The organism is candidate division KSB1 bacterium (assembly GCA_034505495.1).
In the GTDB taxonomy this organism is placed as follows: Bacteria; Zhuqueibacterota; Zhuqueibacteria; order Residuimicrobiales; family Krinioviventaceae; genus Fontimicrobium_A.
Genome location: JAPDQV010000055.1, coordinates 1 through 16,330 on the forward strand (window position 1 = coordinate 1; position 16,330 = coordinate 16,330).

Genomic DNA, 16,330 nt, shown 5'->3' on the forward strand with positions numbered 1-16,330 from the left:
GGAAACTGGAAATCGATCTTTTGGCTATTTCGGGCCATAAAATTTACGGCCCCAAAGGTATCGGCGCCCTCTATGTCCGCAAAGGCATCAAGTTGACGCCTCTGATCGACGGCGGCGGGCATGAGCACGGAATGCGTTCGGGAACCTTGAATGTCCCAGGAATCGTCGGCTTGGGCAAAGCGGCAGAGATTGCCAAACGCGATCTGGAAAAGGAAAGCGCGCGTCTTCTTGCTTTGCGGAATCGGCTGCAGGAAGGCATCGAAAAACGAATCAGCGACGTCAAGCTCAACGGGCACCCCATTCACCGTCTGCCCAACAATCTCAATTATTCTTTTGCCTATGTGGAAGGCGAAGCTTTGCTGATGGCCTGCAGCCCTGTGGCCTTGTCCAGCGGTTCTGCCTGTACCTCTTCGTCGCTCAAGAGCTCTTATGTGTTGCGCGCCATCGGCGTTCCCGACCATTTGGCGCATTCTTCGATCCGTTTCGGATTGGGCAAGTGCAACACGGAAGCGCATGTTGATCTTTTACTCGATCTTCTCGAAAGCGGTGTAAAGAGGCTGCGCGAAATGTCGCCGCTTTACGATATGGCCAAGGAGGGAATCGACATCGACCGCGTGCAGTGGACGGACTCTGACGATAAAGATTAAAAGCCATGGACGTTTGGGATCAATATACCGAAAAGGTAATGGAGCACTATGAGCATCCGCGCAACGTCGGCGTCATTGAGGATGCAGACGGCGTCGGTGTAGTCGGCAATCCCGCATGCGGCGACGTGATGAAGCTGACGATCCGCGTTGTGGACGGGGTGATCGTGGACGCCAAATTCAAGACTTTCGGATGCGGCGCAGCGATCGCCACCAGCTCTATGGTGACCGAGATGGTCAAAGGCAAGGCAGTATCGAAAGCGCTCGAAATTTCCAACAAAGCCGTGATGGAAGCTTTGGGCGGACTGCCGAAAGTCAAGCGGCACTGTTCCGTATTGGCCGAACAAGCTCTCAAAGCGGCCATTGAGGACTATTTAAAAAAGCAGCAGACACTTAAACAGGAGGAATAGCGACCTCTCATGAAGCCTTTTGCAGTTCTCGACAACCTCTACTGGGTCGGCGCCCTGCATCCGGATTTACGGGTGTTCGACATTATTATGACGACAAAAAACGGTACGACGTACAACAGCTATTTGATCTTGGATGAAAAGGTTGCCGTGATCGACACGGTCAAAGGGAAATTTAGCGAAGGCTATCTAGAACATATCAGCGAGCTGGTCGATCCCAAACGGATCGATTATGTCATTGTCCAGCATACCGAACCCGATCACGGCGGAAGCTTGGAGGCTCTTCTCGCGGCGGCGCCGCAGGCGGAAGTCGTCTGCGCCAAAGCCGCAGCCAAATATGTTGCCAACACCCTCAACCGCGAGGTGCGGATGCGCACCGTCGGCAATCGCGAAACGCTGTCGCTGGGCAAACGAACGCTCACCTTTCTGCCCGCGCCTTTTATCCATTGGCCGGATACGATGATGACCGTTCTGGCTGATGAGGGTGTTCTCTTTTCCTGTGATCTGTTCGGCGCCCATTTTTGCGACAGCCGCATGTTCGACGACTTGATTCCCCGCGACGTATGGCCCGATTTTCAGTACTATTTCGAAAGCATCATGCGGCCGTTCCGAAAAAACGTCCATTCCGCATTGGAAAAGCTGTCCGAATTTTCCATCAAGTTGATTGCTCCTTCGCACGGACCGATCATTCGGCGCGACGTGGAGAAATATTTTGCCGCGTATCGGCAATGGAGCGCGCCGCTGCCGCCCAACCCCACGCCGCAAGCGCTGATCTTTTACGCTTCTGCCCACGGCAACACCGAACGTATGGCCGAAGCGGTGGCGCAAGGCCTGCGCAGCGAAGGTGTCGAGGTGGAGCTGTATGATGCGCTGAATCTCAACCTAGCTCCCTATATCGAAAAGATCGAACGGGCCGACGCTCTCATCTTAGGCTCGCCGACCATCAACAACGATGCCGTCAAGCCGATTTGGGATGTGCTCAACAGTCTGACGACCATCGACATAAAGGGCAAAGTGGCGGCGTGTTTTGGTTCCTACGCGTGGAGCGGGGAAGCGACGGAGCTGATTCAAAGCAGATTGGCGGCCATGAAGCTCAAACTGCCGCTCGAACCGTTGCGCGCCATGCTGGTGCCGAGTGCGGAAGAACTGGAACAGTGTGTACGCTTCGGCGCCGAGCTCGGCCGTCAATTGCGGGTCAAAGAATAAACTTTGCCATAAACAGGAGAAGCATGAACGACAACGAAACGACCTTTCCCGTTCTCGACAACGGTTTTGTGCGGCTGGTCGATTTTATGGGCGGGGACGAATCGGTGGCGCAGGCGGCGCGCGTATCTTTCGGCCGTGAGGCAACGCACGACGAGCGGGATAGAAAGCTGATCTTTTTTCTCCTGGCCAACGGCCATGAAACGCCTTTTGAGCATTCGGTGTTCAAATTTCATATCAAATGTCCGATTTTTGTCGCCAGGCAGTGGTTTCGGCATCGCATCGCCAGCTATAACGAGATCTCCGGCCGCTACAGCGAAATGAAAGAAGAGTTTTGCCTGCCGGAGGTTTTGCGGACGCAAAAGTCCCGTAATTATCAATACGAAACGGTGTCCGAGCCTCTCAATAGTGCGCTGAAAGCCAAGATCGCGCAGAGCTATGCGGCCGCTTATGAGCTGTATCAGGAGCTGTTGGCGAACGGCGTAGCTAAAGAACACGCGCGCATCGTGTTGCCGCTTTCGCTCTATACGCAATTCTATTGGACCATCAACTGCCGATCGTTGATGAATTTTCTCAAGCTCCGAACGGACGAGCACGCGCAATTCGAAATCCGTCAATATGCCGAGGTGATTGCAGAGATTTTTCAGGCCAAGATGCCTTGGTCGCACGAGGCGTTCATCAAATATAAAATCAAGGGAGAAAAGTGGATCGAGGCATAGCTCAAGAGGCAGCGGTGCCGCCCAAGCCGCACTGGCTGAAAATTCGGCTGCCTGGCGGAGAGCATTACACTCGGGTCAAGTCGCTGGTGACGCGCCACGGTCTGCATACGGTCTGCCAAAGCGCGCAATGCCCCAATTTGGGCGAATGCTGGAGCCGCGGCACGGCGACCATGATGATCCTCGGCGACGTCTGTACGCGCAATTGCCGATTTTGCGCCGTTGAGAGCGGACGGCCTCAGCCGCCGGATGCAGATGAGCCGCGGCGCGTTGCGGAAGCCGTCGCGGCCTTGGCCCTGCGTTACGCCGTCATCACCTCGGTGACGCGGGATGATTTGCCGGACGGCGGTGCGGAGCAGTTTGCCGCCGTCATTCGAGAAATTCGACTGCGCAGTCCTGAATGCCTGATCGAAGTGTTGATTCCCGACTTTAGAGGCGAAGAACAGGCGCTGAATAAAGTCTTTGCCGCTCGACCCGATGTTTTGAATCATAATTTGGAGACGGTGCCGCGGCTCTATCCGCAGGTGCGGCCGCAGGCGGATTATGCGCGATCGCTGGCAGTGCTGCAAAAGGCGGCTGCGGCCGGTCTGCGCGCCAAGTCGGGGTTGATGGTCGGCTTGGGTGAGACTTTACAAGAAGTCATCGATGTACTGCACGATCTCCATGCCGCCGGATGCCGCATGGTGACGGTAGGGCAGTATTTACAGCCGTCCAAAAGCCACTTGCCGGTTGAGCGCTATATTTCGCCGCAAGAGTTTGACGAGATTGCCCAGGTCGCTCGGCAAATCGGGTTTGAGCATGCAGAGTGCGGACCATTGGTGAGAAGCTCTTATCACGCCGAGGAGCAGTTATGGAAGAGCCGGTAAAACCGCTGCCTAAAAAAACGCCTTCACAAAGCAGAACCGAGATCAGCCGCATTGTGCGGCCGCTCGACGCCAACACGCTGGGCACCGGTTACGGCGGCTACATCATGGACTGGATGGATATGGCGGCATCCATCTGTGCCCGTCGGCATACGAATTTGAGAGTCAATACGGTTTTGGTCGAATCGCTGCGTTTCAAGAAGCCGATCCGCATCGGTCATGTCGCTAAAATCGTTGCCGTGGCGACGCGTTCGTTCAATACTTCGATGGAGGTCAAAGTCGATTTGTACGACGAAGACACCTATAACGATACCATCGAATTTGCCGGCACGGCCACGTTTGTGCTCGTCGGTTTGGATGATAAGTGCCGCCCGACGAAAGTGCCCGAGCTGGTACCCGAGACCGAAGAAGAAAAGCTTTTATGGCTTCAGGCAGGAGAAAGACGCGAAAAACGTAAAAGAGAACAAATGGAGAAGGAATAGTGGCTCTACTGCAGGTCATTCGTTATGGTCATCCTACGCTCAGAGAAAAGGCGAAAGAGGTCGCGGTTGACCAAATCGATCAAAAGTTCATCGACGATATGCTCGAAACGATGTACAAGGAAGACGGCGTCGGCCTTGCCGCAACACAGGTGAATGTTGCGCAACAGATTTTGGTGTGTACAGACCGACAACAAGAGTACGTGCTGATCAATCCCAAGATTGTCGGCCACAGCCTGAGCCGCAAGAGCGATTACGAAGGCTGCCTCAGTCTTCCGGGTCTTCACGCCATGGTACCGCGCTATGAAAAGGTCATCGTCAAAGCTCTGGACAGGAATGGAAAGCCGATCGAAATTAAGGCAACCGGGCTGTTGGCGGTTATTTTACAGCACGAAATCGATCATCTTAACGGCATTTTGTTCATCGATCGTGCCGACCTTTCGACGTTATCATGGGTCGAATCCGAGATCGTCGAAGAAAAGCTGCGGGGCAAGCCGACCACATTAAGCGAAGTGCAAAAGGTTTTTCGTGACAAATATCATCGCAAACAAGAAATCATTCAGTTCGACCGAACCGCTGCCGTGCTGACATGAGGATTGATATGGCTGAAGAGACTTTTTCGCGCAGGCTTTCCGGCGAGGAAGCGCAAAAACGATTTATCATCATCTCCAAAGAAAAGCTTGCTCTTTTCCCCAAACCCGGCGTGCCGTTCGACCTTACTCTGAACGGGCAATCGGTAAAAGCTGAAATAAGGCTGCACCAGGTGCCTCGTCCCGGCACGCGCAAGAATGTCATCGAATACCGGTTGGATTTGGCAAAATACGCTGCGCTCTATCAGCCGCGTTTCGGACAAAAAGTGACCATTCAAAAGAGCGCGGACAACACCTATTCGCTCATCTTGTAAAGTTTAATTGATCAACCCAAACCGCCGATCATGAAAGCCGTCATCCTTGCCGCCGGGTATGCCACCCGTCTTTACCCTTTGACGCTGCATACACCCAAACCGCTTCTGCCGATCGCCGGCAAACCGATCGTAGAGCATCTGCTCGACCGTTTTATCGCCTTTCCCGAACTGGATGAGATCGTCATCGTAACCAACGCCAAGTTCATCTCGCATTTCGAAGGTTGGGCGGATGAAGCGTCCGCAAGGTACGATCGCTTCAAATTGAGCGTGATCAACGACGGCACGACAAGCAATGAGACGCGCCTGGGGGCGATTGCCGACATTGTATTGGCAGTTGAGAAAAGGGGCATCGACGACGATCTGCTCGTGGCGGCCGGAGACAACGTCTACCGTACGCCGTTGGACGGATTCTATTCGCTCTTTAGAGCCTGCGGGGGAGATGTGGTGGCGGCGCAGGTGGAAAAGGATCCGGAGCGATTGACCAAACGCGGCGTCATTGAATTCGACTCTACCGGCCGCGTGACGGGTTTTGAGGAAAAACCGCCTCAGCCGAAATCCAAGTATGTTTGCCCGGCGCTGTACCTTCATCGCCGCGAGCACGTCGCGCTATACCCAAAATATCTGAGTGAGGGCGGCAATCCGGATGCGCCGGGACATTTCATTCACTATCTCTATTCGCGCGTTCCGACTTTTGCTTTTGTGCTGGAAGAACCGGCGTGGGATATCGGCACACTTGCGACCTATGAGCAGGTCCTGCGCGAATTTGCCGAACAGCCGCTTAAAGTTTGAATGACCGCCATGCCGCACTTTCGAATCCGAGATCTTGGCGGGCTCGGGGAAATGGTCGGTTCATGCCGGACCAGAAAAAAATCAAAATGTTAAAAAAAATTCTTTGCTTTATACTGCAAAAGCATTATTTTCACGCTAAGAAAACCACAGAAAAGGATTGAGACGCGATGATCAACAGGAAATTGTTTTTCGCGGGACTGGATCTGGGCGGGACTTTTCTCAAGTATGCCATCGGCAACCAGAACGGGACAGTGATCTACAAGGGCAAAAGGCCGAGTCGAGCGGATCAATCGCAGCAGGAAGTTTTTAAAGTGATGTTCGAAGCCGTCCACGAGCTGTTGGGCGTAGCGGATAAGCACAAGGGCGTATTGGCGGCCATCGGCGTCGGCAGTCCGGGGGCCATCGATTTCGAAAACGGCCGGCTGATCGGCAGCACGCCGAACATTCAGCATTGGGAGAACGCCGACATTCGGGCGCAATTGGAGGCCGAGTTTTCCATCCCGGTTTGGGCCGACAATGACGCGAATATCATGGCTTTTGCCGAAGCGCGTCACGGCGCTGCCGAGGGCGGCAAGAACGTCATCTGCGCTACGCTGGGCACCGGCATCGGCGGCGGCATTCTCATTGACGGCGAGCTGTATCGCGGAAAGAATTATACTGCGGGTGAAATCGGCCACATGGCGATCGTTCACAACGGCCTGCCGTGCAATTGCGGCAGCAGAGGGTGTTTTGAGCAATACGCTTCCGCACCGGCAATGGTCCGCCATTACGCCGAGATATTGGAAGCAAACGGAAAAAAGTTGCCGAAAGATGTTTCGACGGTGACGATCTTTGCCAATGCAGCGGCCGGCGAAAAGGAAGCGCAGCAGGCGATCGATGTAACCGTCGATTATTTAGGTACCGGCTTTGCAAGCTTGGCGAACATTTTCAATCCGGAAATCATCGTCATTGGCGGCGGTGTTGCCGAAGCCGGAGAGGAGTTTATCGCCAAGATCAGAGAGAATGTGTTCAGCAAGGCCATGAAGCCGACGCTCAAGGATCTCAAGATCGTCCGCGCCACGCTCGGCAACGATGCCGGCTTTATCGGCGCCATCATCTTGGCAGCGGAAATGTACTTTAAATCCAAGAAGCGGTTCTATCGCTTTAAAATATTCTGAGCTTACTTTATGGTCGCCCGTCATTCTCATCACAATTACTTGGTTTCTACGGACTCTTCGGGAGGCCTGTAGCTTTATAAATGAGTCTCAAAAAAAAGCCTTCCGATCCTCGGCAGGCTTTTTTGTTTTATGCAACCAATGGGAGGAAAATGAAACATTTCGTTGACATGCCGCCTACTGTTCTCAAGATCGGTCTGCCGAAAGGCAGCCTGCAGGAATCGACTTTCCGTTTGCTGGCAAAAGCCGGTTATCATTTTACCGTCAGCGAACGATCCTATTTTCCCTCGATCGAAGATGAAGAAATTGCCGCCATTCTCATTCGCGCGCAGGAGATTGCGCGCTACGTCGAGGACGGCGTATTCGACATTGGCTTGACCGGCCAGGATTGGGTGCTGGAAAATCGCGCCGATGTCGTTGAAGTTTCGACGCTGAGTTACTCCAAGCAGACCAATCGTCCGGTGCGCTGGGTGCTGGCGGTTCCGAATGATTCCGACATTCAAAGCGTCCGCGATCTGCAGGGCAAACGCATTGCCACTGAGATCGTCAATTTGACCCGGGACTGGCTCCAAAAGCACGGCGTTACGGCGGAGGTTGAATTTTCCTGGGGAGCGACCGAAGTCAAGGCGCCGACGCTGGTGGATGCCATCGTGGACGTAACCGAGACCGGCAGTTCGCTGCGGGCCAACAATCTGCGCATCGTCGAAACGCTGCTGGAATCGCGCACGGTTTTGATCGCCAACAAAAATAGCTGGGCCGATCCGCAAAAGCGCGAAAAGATCGAAAACTTTAACTTGATGCTGCAGGCGGCGCTGCAGTCGGAAGGCAAGGTCGGTTTAAAGATGAACCTGCCGAAAGAGAAACTCGACGGCTTGATGTCGCAGCTGCCGGCGATGAAAAAGCCGACCGTTTCGTACCTTTACGGTGAGGATTGGGTGGCTGTCGAGATCGTTGTCGACGAGAACAGCGTGCGTCGACTGATTCCGGCGCTCAAACGCGCCGGGGCGCAGGACATCATCGAATATCCCCTCAACAAAGTCGTTTATTAGGCGGCCGCTATGGAGATTATCACCGGAGAGCAGATTGCAGGATTTCTGGCGCGTTTCGAATCTCGGCGCAGCGGCGTCGCCGATGAGGTGGAAAGACGGGTCACGGCGATTCTGACGGCTGTGAAGCAGGAGGGGGATGCGGCGCTTTTCGAATTCGGCAAACGATTCGACGGCGTCGATTATCACCGCTTTCCTTTGCAGATTGCGGTGGAAGAGCTGGAGCAGGCGCATCGCTCGACGGACCCGCAATTATTGGCGGTCATTCGCGAAGCGCGCGACAACATTCGCCGCTTTCACGAGCGCGGCATGCCGCAATCATGGCTGACGTGGGAGCAAGACGGCGTCGTATTGGGACAGCGGGTGTTGCCGCTGGAACGCGTCGGCATCTACGTGCCGGGCGGCCGCGCCGCCTATCCCTCCTCGCTGTTGATGGGCGCGGTACCCGCGCAGACGGCCGGCGTCAAAGAGATCGTTGTCGCTACGCCGTGCAACACACAGGGAAAGACCAACGCCTTGATTTTGGCGACGGCTTTTGAGCTCGGCATCCGTCATGTCTTTCGCATCGGCGGCGCGCAGGCGATTGCGGCGTTGGCGTACGGCACGCAGAGTGTGCCGCGCGTCGACAAGATCGTCGGCCCGGGCAATATTTACGTCGCCACGGCCAAAAAAATGCTCTACGGCCAATGCGGCATCGACATGGTTGCCGGCCCCAGCGAGGTGCTGATCATTGCGGATGATTCGGCGGATCCTTGTTTCGTCGCCGCCGACCTGCTGGCTCAGGCTGAACACGACCCTCTGGCCTCGGCGGTTTTGGTGACCGACTCGGCCGTTCTCGCCGAGCAGACGGCCGCCGAGATCGATCGTCAATGCGCTCGGCTCAGCCGCAAAGCCGTAGTCAATGAAGCGCTGAGACAATACGGCGGCATCATCCTGTGCCGATCGCTGGAGGAATGCGCCGAGATCAGCAACCGCCTGGCGCCGGAGCATTTGGGTCTGCATGTCGAAAAACCATGGGAGCTTTTGCCCTTGATCCGTCATGCCGGAGCGATCTTTCTCGGCCATTATTCGCCCGAAGCGGTCGGCGACTATTGGGCAGGCCCCAATCATGTCCTGCCCACCAACGGCTCGGCGCGCTTTTTTTCGCCTTTGCGAGTCGAAGATTTTGTCAAAACCAGCAGTCTGGTTGCTTATTCTGCGGAGGCGCTGCGAAAGCACGGTGAAAAGATCGAACGCTTTGCCCTTGCCGAGGGCTTGGATGCGCACGCTGCAGCAGTTCGGCGGAGGCTGACGTGAGTTCCTGGTTCAAAGCGGCGGTTCTTTCCATGCCGGGCTATGTTTCGCCGCCGCAACAAAATTTCCGCGTCAAACTCAATCAAAACGAGAGTCCATTCGACGTCCCGATGAAAATCAAGCGGGAATTGGCGGAAAAAGCGGTCGAGTTATCCTGGAACCGCTATCCGGTCAATGAATCGCCGCTTCTTGCGCAAAAACTAGGCGAGCGGCATGGGCTCGGCGCCGAGAATATTTTGCTGGGAAACGGCTCCAACCAGCTGTTTCAAACTCTGCTCACCGCAGCGCTAGAGCCGAACGAGACGGTCGTTTATACCGTGCCGACCTTTTCATTGTACGAGCTCTATACGGCCGTTTACGGCGGCCGTTCCATAACGGTGCCCAAGCCGCCGGGCGAACCTTATCCGCTCGATCGCGTACTCGAGGCGATTCGCCGCCTGCGACCCAAACTGGTCTACCTTTGCTCGCCCAACAATCCCACCGGCGAGGAGATCGAACTCGCGCATGTTCGAGAGATTTGCTTTGCTGCGGAAGGCTTGGTGCTGTTCGATGAGGCTTATGCCGAGTTTACCGATCAAACCGCCGTGGACCTGCTGCCGGTCTGCCGCAATTTGATCGTTTCGCGGACCTTTTCCAAAGCCTTCAGCTTTGCCGGACTGCGTTTCGGCTATTTCATTGCGGCCGCCGAGGTCATTGCCGAACTGCGCAAAGTCAACCTTCCCTATAATATTAATCTGTTTACCGAAGCTGCGGCGCTGCGGCTGCTCGACAGCGAAAAAGAGATGCTGCAGCGCATCGACTATATTCTTCAAGAGCGCGAACGACTTTATCAGGAGCTGTGTCGATTCAAACAATTGCTCGTTTATCCTTCGAAGGCCAATTTTTTGCTGCTCAAACCGCAGACCAATTTAAATCTTTTTCTCGCTCTCAAGGAGCGCGGCGTTCTGGTGCGCGACGTCGGCAGTTATCCGCTTTTGAGCGGCTGCGTGCGGGTTACGGTGGGCTTGCGGGAGGAGAACGATTTGTTCCTCTCTGTTTTGAAATCTGTTTTGGAGGGATAAAAGGCATATTGATGCTCAGACAAGCCAAGGTTGCGCGAAAAACGGCTGAAACCGACATTTCGGTGGAACTGAATCTGGACGGCCAAGGCGAGGCCCGCGTCAGTACCGGCATCGGATTTTTTGATCATCTGCTGAGCGCCTTGGCCAAGCATGCGGCGTTCGACCTCAAACTCGAAGCGCAGGGCGATTTGCACATCGACGGACATCATACGGTAGAAGATGTCGGCATTGTGTTGGGCAAAGCCGTAGCCGAGGCGCTGGGCGATTGTCGCGGCATTCGACGGTTCGGCCATGCCTATTGTCCGATGGACGAGGCTTTAGCTCGAGCGGTTGTCGATATTTCGGGTAGACCGTTCCTCCATTTTGCCTGCGCCCTGTCCTGGCAAAAAATCGGCGAGTTTGAGGGCGAGCTGTTGGAAGAGTTTCTGCGGTCATTGGCAGTGAATGCGCGCATTACCCTGCACGTCGAGCTGCTGTACGGACGCAATCAGCATCACGCCGCCGAAGCGATGATCAAAGCAACGGCTCGCGCCCTGCGTCAGGCCGTGTCGCTCGACGATCGCCTGCACGACGTTCCTTCCACAAAGGGAGTTTTGGCGTGATTGTGATCATCGATTACGGTGCCGGCAATCTGCACAGCGTACAAAAGGCCGTGGAAAAGTGCGGCGCGGCGGTCGCTGTTACGCAGGCTCCTGACGATCTGGCTCGCGCTGAAAAGGTGATCTTTCCCGGCGTCGGTGCGTTCGGCAAAGCCGCTGAATCACTACAGCGGCTCGGTTTCTATTCCGCCATTCGCCGTTATGTAGAGACGGGCAGGCCGTTTCTCGGCATCTGCCTGGGCATGCAGATGCTGTTCGAACTAAGCGAAGAAAGTCCCGGCGCCGAAGGCTTGGGCCTGCTGTGCGGTACGGTGCGGCGACTGCCGTCGGGCGTAAAAGCGCCGCACTTGGGGTGGAATGCCGTGCGGCAAACCGGCGCGAGCCCGCTTTGGAAAGAGGTTCCTGACGGCGCTTATTTCTATTTTGCCCACTCTTTTTATGTTGATCCGGCGGAAAAAGAATGCGTTGTCGGTGTAACCGATTACGGCGGTGAAATCGCCGTGGCCGTCCGGCGCGGCAACTTGTTCGGTGTACAGTTTCATCCGGAAAAGTCGCAAAAGCTGGGACTGCAGGTGCTGAAAAATTTTGTTGCATTGACCCCGACATCCGCCGAGGGAGTTGAAAGCGGTCTTTTGCCGTAAAGCGGCAAAACCTGAAAACCGGCGAAAAGTCGTAAAAAATTGGAAAAAGCAAGGCATGATCATTTTTCCGGCAATTGATCTACTGAACGGTGCTGCGGTTCGGCTCAAGCAGGGAGCGGAAAAGTCGGCCAAGGTGTACAGCACGAATCCCGCCGAGACGGCGCGGCAATGGCAGGAAGCCGGTGCTGTTTTTCTCCATGTGGTGGATTTGGACGGCGCTTTCGGCAGGCCGGAGGTCAATACGGCGGCGATCGAAGCAATCCTGAAGGCTGTTACCATCCCTGTGCAGCTGGGCGGCGGCATTCGCAGCCTGGAGGACGCGGCGCGCCGGCTGGAAGCGGGTGTGCACCGAGTCATTTTCGGCACCGCCGCGCTCGAGAAACCCGAACTGATCGAGGAGAGTCTGGCGCGCTTTGGCGTCGAGCGCGTCGTCGTCGGCCTCGATGCCAAACAGAACAAAGTGGCCGTCAAAGGGTGGGAGGAGCAGACCGATGCGGATCTGTTTGCTACGGCAAAGCGGATGCGCTCTCTGGGCGTGGAGCGCATCATCTACACGGATGTCGGCCGCGACGGCCTGCTGTCGGGTCCGAATCTGGCCGCCGCCGACAGCTTGGCGCGGCAGACCGGTTTGAAGGTCATCGCCTCGGGCGGCTTTTCCGAACGTCGGCATTTTGCCGAGCTGGCGGCTCTGCATAATCCGTTGATCGAAGGGGCGATCGTCGGCACGGCGCTGTATGAAAAAAGATTGCAGTTGAGCGATTTGATCAACGAGTTTCAGAAAGTTTATGTTGGCTAAAAGAATCATTCCTTGTCTGGACGTCAAGGACGGCCGCGTAGTCAAAGGCATTCAGTTCCTTAATTTGGCCGATGCCGGCGATCCGGTCGAGCAGGCGCGCTATTATGACGAGCAGGGCGCCGACGAACTGGTGTTCTTGGACATTACGGCCTCTTATGAGCGGCGCAACATTATGTTGGACGTGGTTCGTCGCACCGCCGAGCAGGTGTTCATGCCGTTGACGGTCGGCGGCGGCGTGCGTACCGTAAAGGACGCCCAACTGCTGCTCAAGAGCGGCGCCGATAAAGTGACGATGAACACTGCGGCCGTGCTCAATCCGGAGCTTATTCGCCAATGCTCCGAACGGTTCGGCGCCCAAGCAACGGTGGTGGCCATCGACGCAAAAAGATGGGACGACACTCATTGGCGCGTGCATATTTACGGCGGCAGAACGGCGACCGAGCTCGATGCGCTCGAGTGGGCGCAGCAGGCCGAATCATTAGGCGCCGGAGAAATCCTGCTGACCTCCATGGACCGCGACGGAACGCAGGCCGGCTACGACATCGAACTAACCCGCACCATCGCCACGGCCGTTTCCATTCCGGTGATTGCTTCGGGCGGCTGCGGCGCCGTAGAGCATTTTGTGCAGGTCTTTAAACAAGGCTGCGCCGACGCCGCGCTGGCCGCATCGATCTTTCATTACCGCAGCAATTCCATTCGCGATGTTAAAAAAGCACTGCAGGAGAACGATATTCATGTCCGATATTGAACAACTGACGCTCGACGCTTTTACCGAACGATTGAAATTCGATGCGAACGGCCTGATTCCGGCTATTATTCAGGATGCAGGCGACGGCGCCGTCCTGATGCTTGGCTACATGAACCGCGAGAGTCTGCGCATGACCCTGGAGAAGAAAAAGGTCACTTTCTGGAGCCGATCGCGGCAGGTTTATTGGACAAAAGGCGAGACCTCGGGAAATTTCCTCGAGCTGGTCGATCTCAAAGCCGATTGTGACGGCGACGCGCTTTTGGTCACGGCAAAAGCTTACGGCCCAACTTGTCATACCAATAAACGCAGCTGCTTTTCCTGGCGACTTGCCGAATGGGAGAAATGAACCTCAAAAAGCGAAATCGCCGCCTTCTGTGGGCAATTCTTTTTCAATGCCTTTTGACGGCGCCGGTTAACGCCGATGCGGCTTTTATAGTCGAAAACATGGGCAGCTTTGTCTATCCGGGTAGCAGAGGAGATGAGGAGGCAGGCCTTCGCTTGACCGAAGCAGAAAAAAACAAATTTCCCAATGCCAAGGTGACGGTGGTTTCGCGATTGACCGCAGATCCGTTTGCCCGCGTCGTTCAGCATTACCGCGCGCTCTGCAATGCGCCGAGCATGGAAAAAAACCGATATTGCCGCTTCGAATTCTCGCGCATCAATGACCAACCCGCCTCACGCATCGAAATCTTTTCCGAAAACATTACTAAACTTGCCGACGATTTAAGGCCGACGCGAATCAACCTGTTTTTTGTCCAGGATGCAAGTGCATCAGCCGATCCGAACAAGGAAATGGAAATTTTCCGAATGCTCAAGAGACGGCTCGGCGTTTATTGCTATCCAAATGCAATTCCCGTGGAAAAATACGCGGAACGCGAGAGAAAGACCTATGATGCGGACACGGAGGTCTATGTACTGGACACTACAGATGACTTTGACAAGGTGCATCAGCATTTCCGCAGGCTGGCCGGTCCGTTTTATGTCCGTATGTCCATGGATGGAAACATTTGGATGCGCGATTTCGAAATCGACATCAGTCGGGCGCTTTCACTGGAAGAATTCGACAAAAAGGTTGTGCTGATGGTGGAAGAAAATCCGCTGGTGCCCAACGCCCGCGGTGCGCTTCGGCCTTTGCGAGGCCATGTTTTTCTGATTTATTACATTTGGAAGCGCAGTCCGGAAGAGTTGAAGGAACTGCGCCAAAACTCCGACCGGCAGAATGCGCCTTAAAAGTTATACTCATCAGCCTTCATTTTATCGGAGGGAGCCTATGCGTTTGATGATCATTGCGCTCTTGTTGATGGTCTTGCCGGCGTGTCAAAAATCAAGGCCGACGATACTCGCTCAGAGGCCGCCCATGGGATGGAACAGCTGGGACTGTTTCGGCTCGGATGTCACCGAAGAGCAGGTCAAGGCCAACGTCGAGCTTATGGCCGAGCATCTAAAGCCGTACGGATGGGAATACATCGTCATCGATTTGGGATGGTATCTGAGCCCGGAACGGACCATCCATACCTTCAAAAACGATAACCCTCCGCAGCTCATCGACGAATACGGGCGGTTGATTCCAGACCCGCGCAAATTCCCGTCGGCTGCGGACGGCAAAGGCTTCAAACCGCTGGCCGACTATATTCATGCCAAGGGGCTCAAATTCGGCATTCACATCATGCGCGGCATTCCTCGGCAGGCGGTCGAGCGGAATACGCCGATTTTCGGTACCGACTTTCGAGCTGCTCAAGTCATTGCTCCTACTGACACCTGCATCTGGTACGACGGGTTGATCGGCATTGATATGAATCATCCGGGCGGTCAGGCCTATTACAATTCCATTGCCCGACTGTACGCCGAGTGGGGTGTGGATTACATCAAGGCAGACGACATGTCCAGTCCCTATCACGCGGCGGAAATCGAAGGTTTGTCGAATGCTCTCAAAACCTGCGGTCGGCCGATCGTCCTCAGTTTGTCGCCCGGTCCGGCGCCGCGCGATCGGCTCGAGCATCTGCGCCGACACGCGCAGCTGTGGCGCATCTCGGGCGATTTTTGGGACGACTGGAAGTTTCTCTACCGCCAGTTCGAACTATGCAAACTGTGGGAAGGGGCGGCAATCCCCGGCGGCTGGCCGGACGCCGACATGCTGCCGCTCGGCAAGCTGCGCAAGACCGGGCCGGACGATTACGTCGCCCATCACATGGGGAAAACGGCTGAAGAAATCACCAACGAGTATTCGCGCTTCAGCGACGTGGAAAAGCAGACGCTGATGACCTTGTGGTGCATCTTTCGCTCGCCGCTCATGTTCGGCGGCCACCTGCCCGAGACCGACGATTTTTCGCTGAAACTGATTACCAACGCCGAAGCTTTGGCGGTCAACCAAGCAGGCCGTAACCCTCGGCAAATTTACCGCAACGATCCGCTGATCGCCTGGGCTGCCGAGGCCGAAAATTCCGATGCGCGCTATGTTGCTTTGTTCAATATCGATGATCACGAACCGCGTACGATCTCGATCGGCTGGGATGCCCTCGGGTTATCGGGCGAATGTACAGTCCGCGATCTTTGGGCTCAGAAAGATTTGGGTTCTTTTCACAGCCTGTTCAGCGTCGAATTGCCTCCGCACGGCAGCGGGTTGTATAGAATCGAGAAAAAGTGACGGTGATTGGGAAGGGGGAGAATGGAGAGGGGAGAGGGGAGAAGGGAAGAAGGGAGAAGGGAGAAGGGAAGAAGGGAGAAGGGAGAAGGGAAGAAGTCGAAAGTCCTAGGTCGAAGGTCGAAAGTCCAAAGTCGAAGGTCCGAAGCGGAAGGAAGACCGGAGAAGGAAGAAGGTTACGGGAGCAGGTGCATAGGGACGTGTAGTTTTCGGGGGACTATAAGTACAGGGGATTTGTTTTTCAAAGTGTAACAGGTATAAGGGCGTGAGAAATGCTTTCCGATTGGTTTTATTTTGACGCGGGATGCCCCCGGCGCTGCGACCAGTTGTCAAACGGGGGGCGGGA

20 protein-coding genes are annotated in these 16,330 nt (G+C 55.3%); all 20 read left to right on the top strand.

What is annotated here, in order from left to right; translation table 11 throughout:
* Nucleotides 1-647 (top strand): aminotransferase class V-fold PLP-dependent enzyme (locus ONB24_14385; GenBank protein MDZ7317297.1); only part of this gene is annotated, 647 nt, incomplete at its 5' end.
* A gap of 5 nt (nt 648-652) precedes the next feature.
* A complete protein-coding gene (gene nifU / locus ONB24_14390) occupies nt 653-1,054 on the top strand; it encodes a Fe-S cluster assembly scaffold protein NifU (protein ID MDZ7317298.1) in 402 nt (133 codons plus the stop codon).
* A gap of 9 nt (nt 1,055-1,063) precedes the next feature.
* Complete coding sequence (locus tag ONB24_14395) at nt 1,064-2,257, top strand: FprA family A-type flavoprotein (GenBank protein ID MDZ7317299.1); 1,194 nt, start codon at nt 1,064-1,066, stop codon at nt 2,255-2,257.
* Between the two features lie 23 nt (nt 2,258-2,280).
* On the top strand, nt 2,281-2,973 hold the full coding sequence (gene thyX, locus ONB24_14400) for an FAD-dependent thymidylate synthase (GenBank protein MDZ7317300.1): 693 nt from the start codon (nt 2,281-2,283) through the stop codon (nt 2,971-2,973).
* Nucleotides 2,958-3,836, top strand: coding sequence for a lipoyl synthase (lipA, locus tag ONB24_14405; GenBank protein MDZ7317301.1), 879 nt, complete (start codon nt 2,958-2,960; stop codon nt 3,834-3,836). Before thyX ends, lipA begins: the two co-directional genes overlap by 16 nt.
* Nucleotides 3,821-4,315 carry an acyl-CoA thioesterase gene (locus tag ONB24_14410; protein ID MDZ7317302.1) on the top strand — a complete coding sequence of 165 codons (495 nt, stop codon included), beginning with the start codon at nt 3,821-3,823 and terminating at the stop codon, nt 4,313-4,315. The genes lipA and ONB24_14410 overlap by 16 nt, the downstream gene beginning before the upstream one ends.
* On the top strand, nt 4,315-4,905 hold the full coding sequence (gene def / locus ONB24_14415; GenBank protein MDZ7317303.1) for a peptide deformylase: 591 nt from the start codon (nt 4,315-4,317) through the stop codon (nt 4,903-4,905). Before ONB24_14410 ends, def begins: the two co-directional genes overlap by 1 nt.
* An 8-nt stretch (nt 4,906-4,913) precedes the next feature.
* Complete coding sequence (locus ONB24_14420; GenBank protein MDZ7317304.1) at nt 4,914-5,216, top strand: hypothetical protein; 303 nt, start codon at nt 4,914-4,916, stop codon at nt 5,214-5,216.
* A 30-nt stretch (nt 5,217-5,246) separates the two neighbouring features.
* Entirely contained in the window at nt 5,247-6,005 is a 759-nt protein-coding gene (locus tag ONB24_14425; GenBank protein MDZ7317305.1) for a nucleotidyltransferase family protein, read from the top strand.
* A 167-nt stretch (nt 6,006-6,172) separates the two neighbouring features.
* The gene (locus ONB24_14430; protein ID MDZ7317306.1) at nt 6,173-7,162 is read left to right on the top strand and encodes an ROK family protein; all 990 of its coding nucleotides are present in this window, start codon (nt 6,173-6,175) and stop codon (nt 7,160-7,162) included.
* A gap of 149 nt (nt 7,163-7,311) precedes the next feature.
* On the top strand, nt 7,312-8,208 hold the full coding sequence (gene hisG, locus ONB24_14435; protein ID MDZ7317307.1) for an ATP phosphoribosyltransferase: 897 nt from the start codon (nt 7,312-7,314) through the stop codon (nt 8,206-8,208).
* Nucleotides 8,209-8,217: 9 nt separating this feature from the next.
* On the top strand, nt 8,218-9,501 hold the full coding sequence (hisD, locus tag ONB24_14440; protein ID MDZ7317308.1) for a histidinol dehydrogenase: 1,284 nt from the start codon (nt 8,218-8,220) through the stop codon (nt 9,499-9,501).
* Entirely contained in the window at nt 9,498-10,559 is a 1,062-nt protein-coding gene (gene hisC / locus ONB24_14445; protein ID MDZ7317309.1) for a histidinol-phosphate transaminase, read from the top strand. Before hisD ends, hisC begins: the two co-directional genes overlap by 4 nt.
* 11 nt (nt 10,560-10,570) lie before the next feature.
* On the top strand, nt 10,571-11,161 hold the full coding sequence (hisB, locus tag ONB24_14450) for an imidazoleglycerol-phosphate dehydratase HisB (GenBank protein ID MDZ7317310.1): 591 nt from the start codon (nt 10,571-10,573) through the stop codon (nt 11,159-11,161).
* Nucleotides 11,158-11,799: an imidazole glycerol phosphate synthase subunit HisH gene (gene hisH, locus ONB24_14455; GenBank protein ID MDZ7317311.1), complete on the top strand. Its 642-nt coding sequence runs from the start codon at nt 11,158-11,160 to the stop codon at nt 11,797-11,799. Before hisB ends, hisH begins: the two co-directional genes overlap by 4 nt.
* Nucleotides 11,800-11,854: 55 nt before the next feature.
* On the top strand, nt 11,855-12,595 hold the full coding sequence (gene hisA, locus ONB24_14460; GenBank protein ID MDZ7317312.1) for a 1-(5-phosphoribosyl)-5-[(5-phosphoribosylamino)methylideneamino]imidazole-4-carboxamide isomerase: 741 nt from the start codon (nt 11,855-11,857) through the stop codon (nt 12,593-12,595).
* On the top strand, nt 12,585-13,343 hold the full coding sequence (gene hisF, locus ONB24_14465) for an imidazole glycerol phosphate synthase subunit HisF (protein MDZ7317313.1): 759 nt from the start codon (nt 12,585-12,587) through the stop codon (nt 13,341-13,343). The genes hisA and hisF overlap by 11 nt, the downstream gene beginning before the upstream one ends.
* Nucleotides 13,330-13,689 carry a phosphoribosyl-AMP cyclohydrolase gene (hisI, locus tag ONB24_14470; protein ID MDZ7317314.1) on the top strand — a complete coding sequence of 120 codons (360 nt, stop codon included), beginning with the start codon at nt 13,330-13,332 and terminating at the stop codon, nt 13,687-13,689. Before hisF ends, hisI begins: the two co-directional genes overlap by 14 nt.
* The gene (locus ONB24_14475; protein MDZ7317315.1) at nt 13,686-14,573 is read left to right on the top strand and encodes a hypothetical protein; all 888 of its coding nucleotides are present in this window, start codon (nt 13,686-13,688) and stop codon (nt 14,571-14,573) included. Before hisI ends, ONB24_14475 begins: the two co-directional genes overlap by 4 nt.
* A gap of 40 nt (nt 14,574-14,613) precedes the next feature.
* Nucleotides 14,614-15,987, top strand: a complete 1,374-nt coding sequence (locus ONB24_14480) for a glycoside hydrolase family 27 protein (GenBank protein MDZ7317316.1) — start codon at nt 14,614-14,616, stop codon at nt 15,985-15,987.
* The last annotated feature ends 343 nt before the right edge of the window (nt 15,988-16,330 follow it).

What these genes read in the sequence shown, in the direction of transcription:
- nifU (MDZ7317298.1), top strand. Translation starts at nt 653, where the DNA reads ATGGACGTTTGGGATCAATATACCGAAAAGGTAATGGAGCACTATGAG.
- ONB24_14395 (MDZ7317299.1), top strand. Translation starts at nt 1,064, where the DNA reads ATGAAGCCTTTTGCAGTTCTCGACAACCTCTACTGGGTCGGCGCCCTG.
- thyX (MDZ7317300.1), top strand. Translation starts at nt 2,281, where the DNA reads ATGAACGACAACGAAACGACCTTTCCCGTTCTCGACAACGGTTTTGTG.
- ONB24_14410 (MDZ7317302.1), top strand. Translation starts at nt 3,821, where the DNA reads ATGGAAGAGCCGGTAAAACCGCTGCCTAAAAAAACGCCTTCACAAAGC.
- ONB24_14420 (MDZ7317304.1), top strand. Translation starts at nt 4,914, where the DNA reads ATGGCTGAAGAGACTTTTTCGCGCAGGCTTTCCGGCGAGGAAGCGCAA.
- ONB24_14425 (MDZ7317305.1), top strand. Translation starts at nt 5,247, where the DNA reads ATGAAAGCCGTCATCCTTGCCGCCGGGTATGCCACCCGTCTTTACCCT.
- ONB24_14430 (MDZ7317306.1), top strand. Translation starts at nt 6,173, where the DNA reads ATGATCAACAGGAAATTGTTTTTCGCGGGACTGGATCTGGGCGGGACT.
- hisG (MDZ7317307.1), top strand. Translation starts at nt 7,312, where the DNA reads ATGAAACATTTCGTTGACATGCCGCCTACTGTTCTCAAGATCGGTCTG.
- hisD (MDZ7317308.1), top strand. Translation starts at nt 8,218, where the DNA reads ATGGAGATTATCACCGGAGAGCAGATTGCAGGATTTCTGGCGCGTTTC.
- hisB (MDZ7317310.1), top strand. Translation starts at nt 10,571, where the DNA reads ATGCTCAGACAAGCCAAGGTTGCGCGAAAAACGGCTGAAACCGACATT.
- hisA (MDZ7317312.1), top strand. Translation starts at nt 11,855, where the DNA reads ATGATCATTTTTCCGGCAATTGATCTACTGAACGGTGCTGCGGTTCGG.
- hisF (MDZ7317313.1), top strand. Translation starts at nt 12,585, where the DNA reads ATGTTGGCTAAAAGAATCATTCCTTGTCTGGACGTCAAGGACGGCCGC.
- hisI (MDZ7317314.1), top strand. Translation starts at nt 13,330, where the DNA reads ATGTCCGATATTGAACAACTGACGCTCGACGCTTTTACCGAACGATTG.
- ONB24_14475 (MDZ7317315.1), top strand. Translation starts at nt 13,686, where the DNA reads ATGAACCTCAAAAAGCGAAATCGCCGCCTTCTGTGGGCAATTCTTTTT.
- ONB24_14480 (MDZ7317316.1), top strand. Translation starts at nt 14,614, where the DNA reads ATGCGTTTGATGATCATTGCGCTCTTGTTGATGGTCTTGCCGGCGTGT.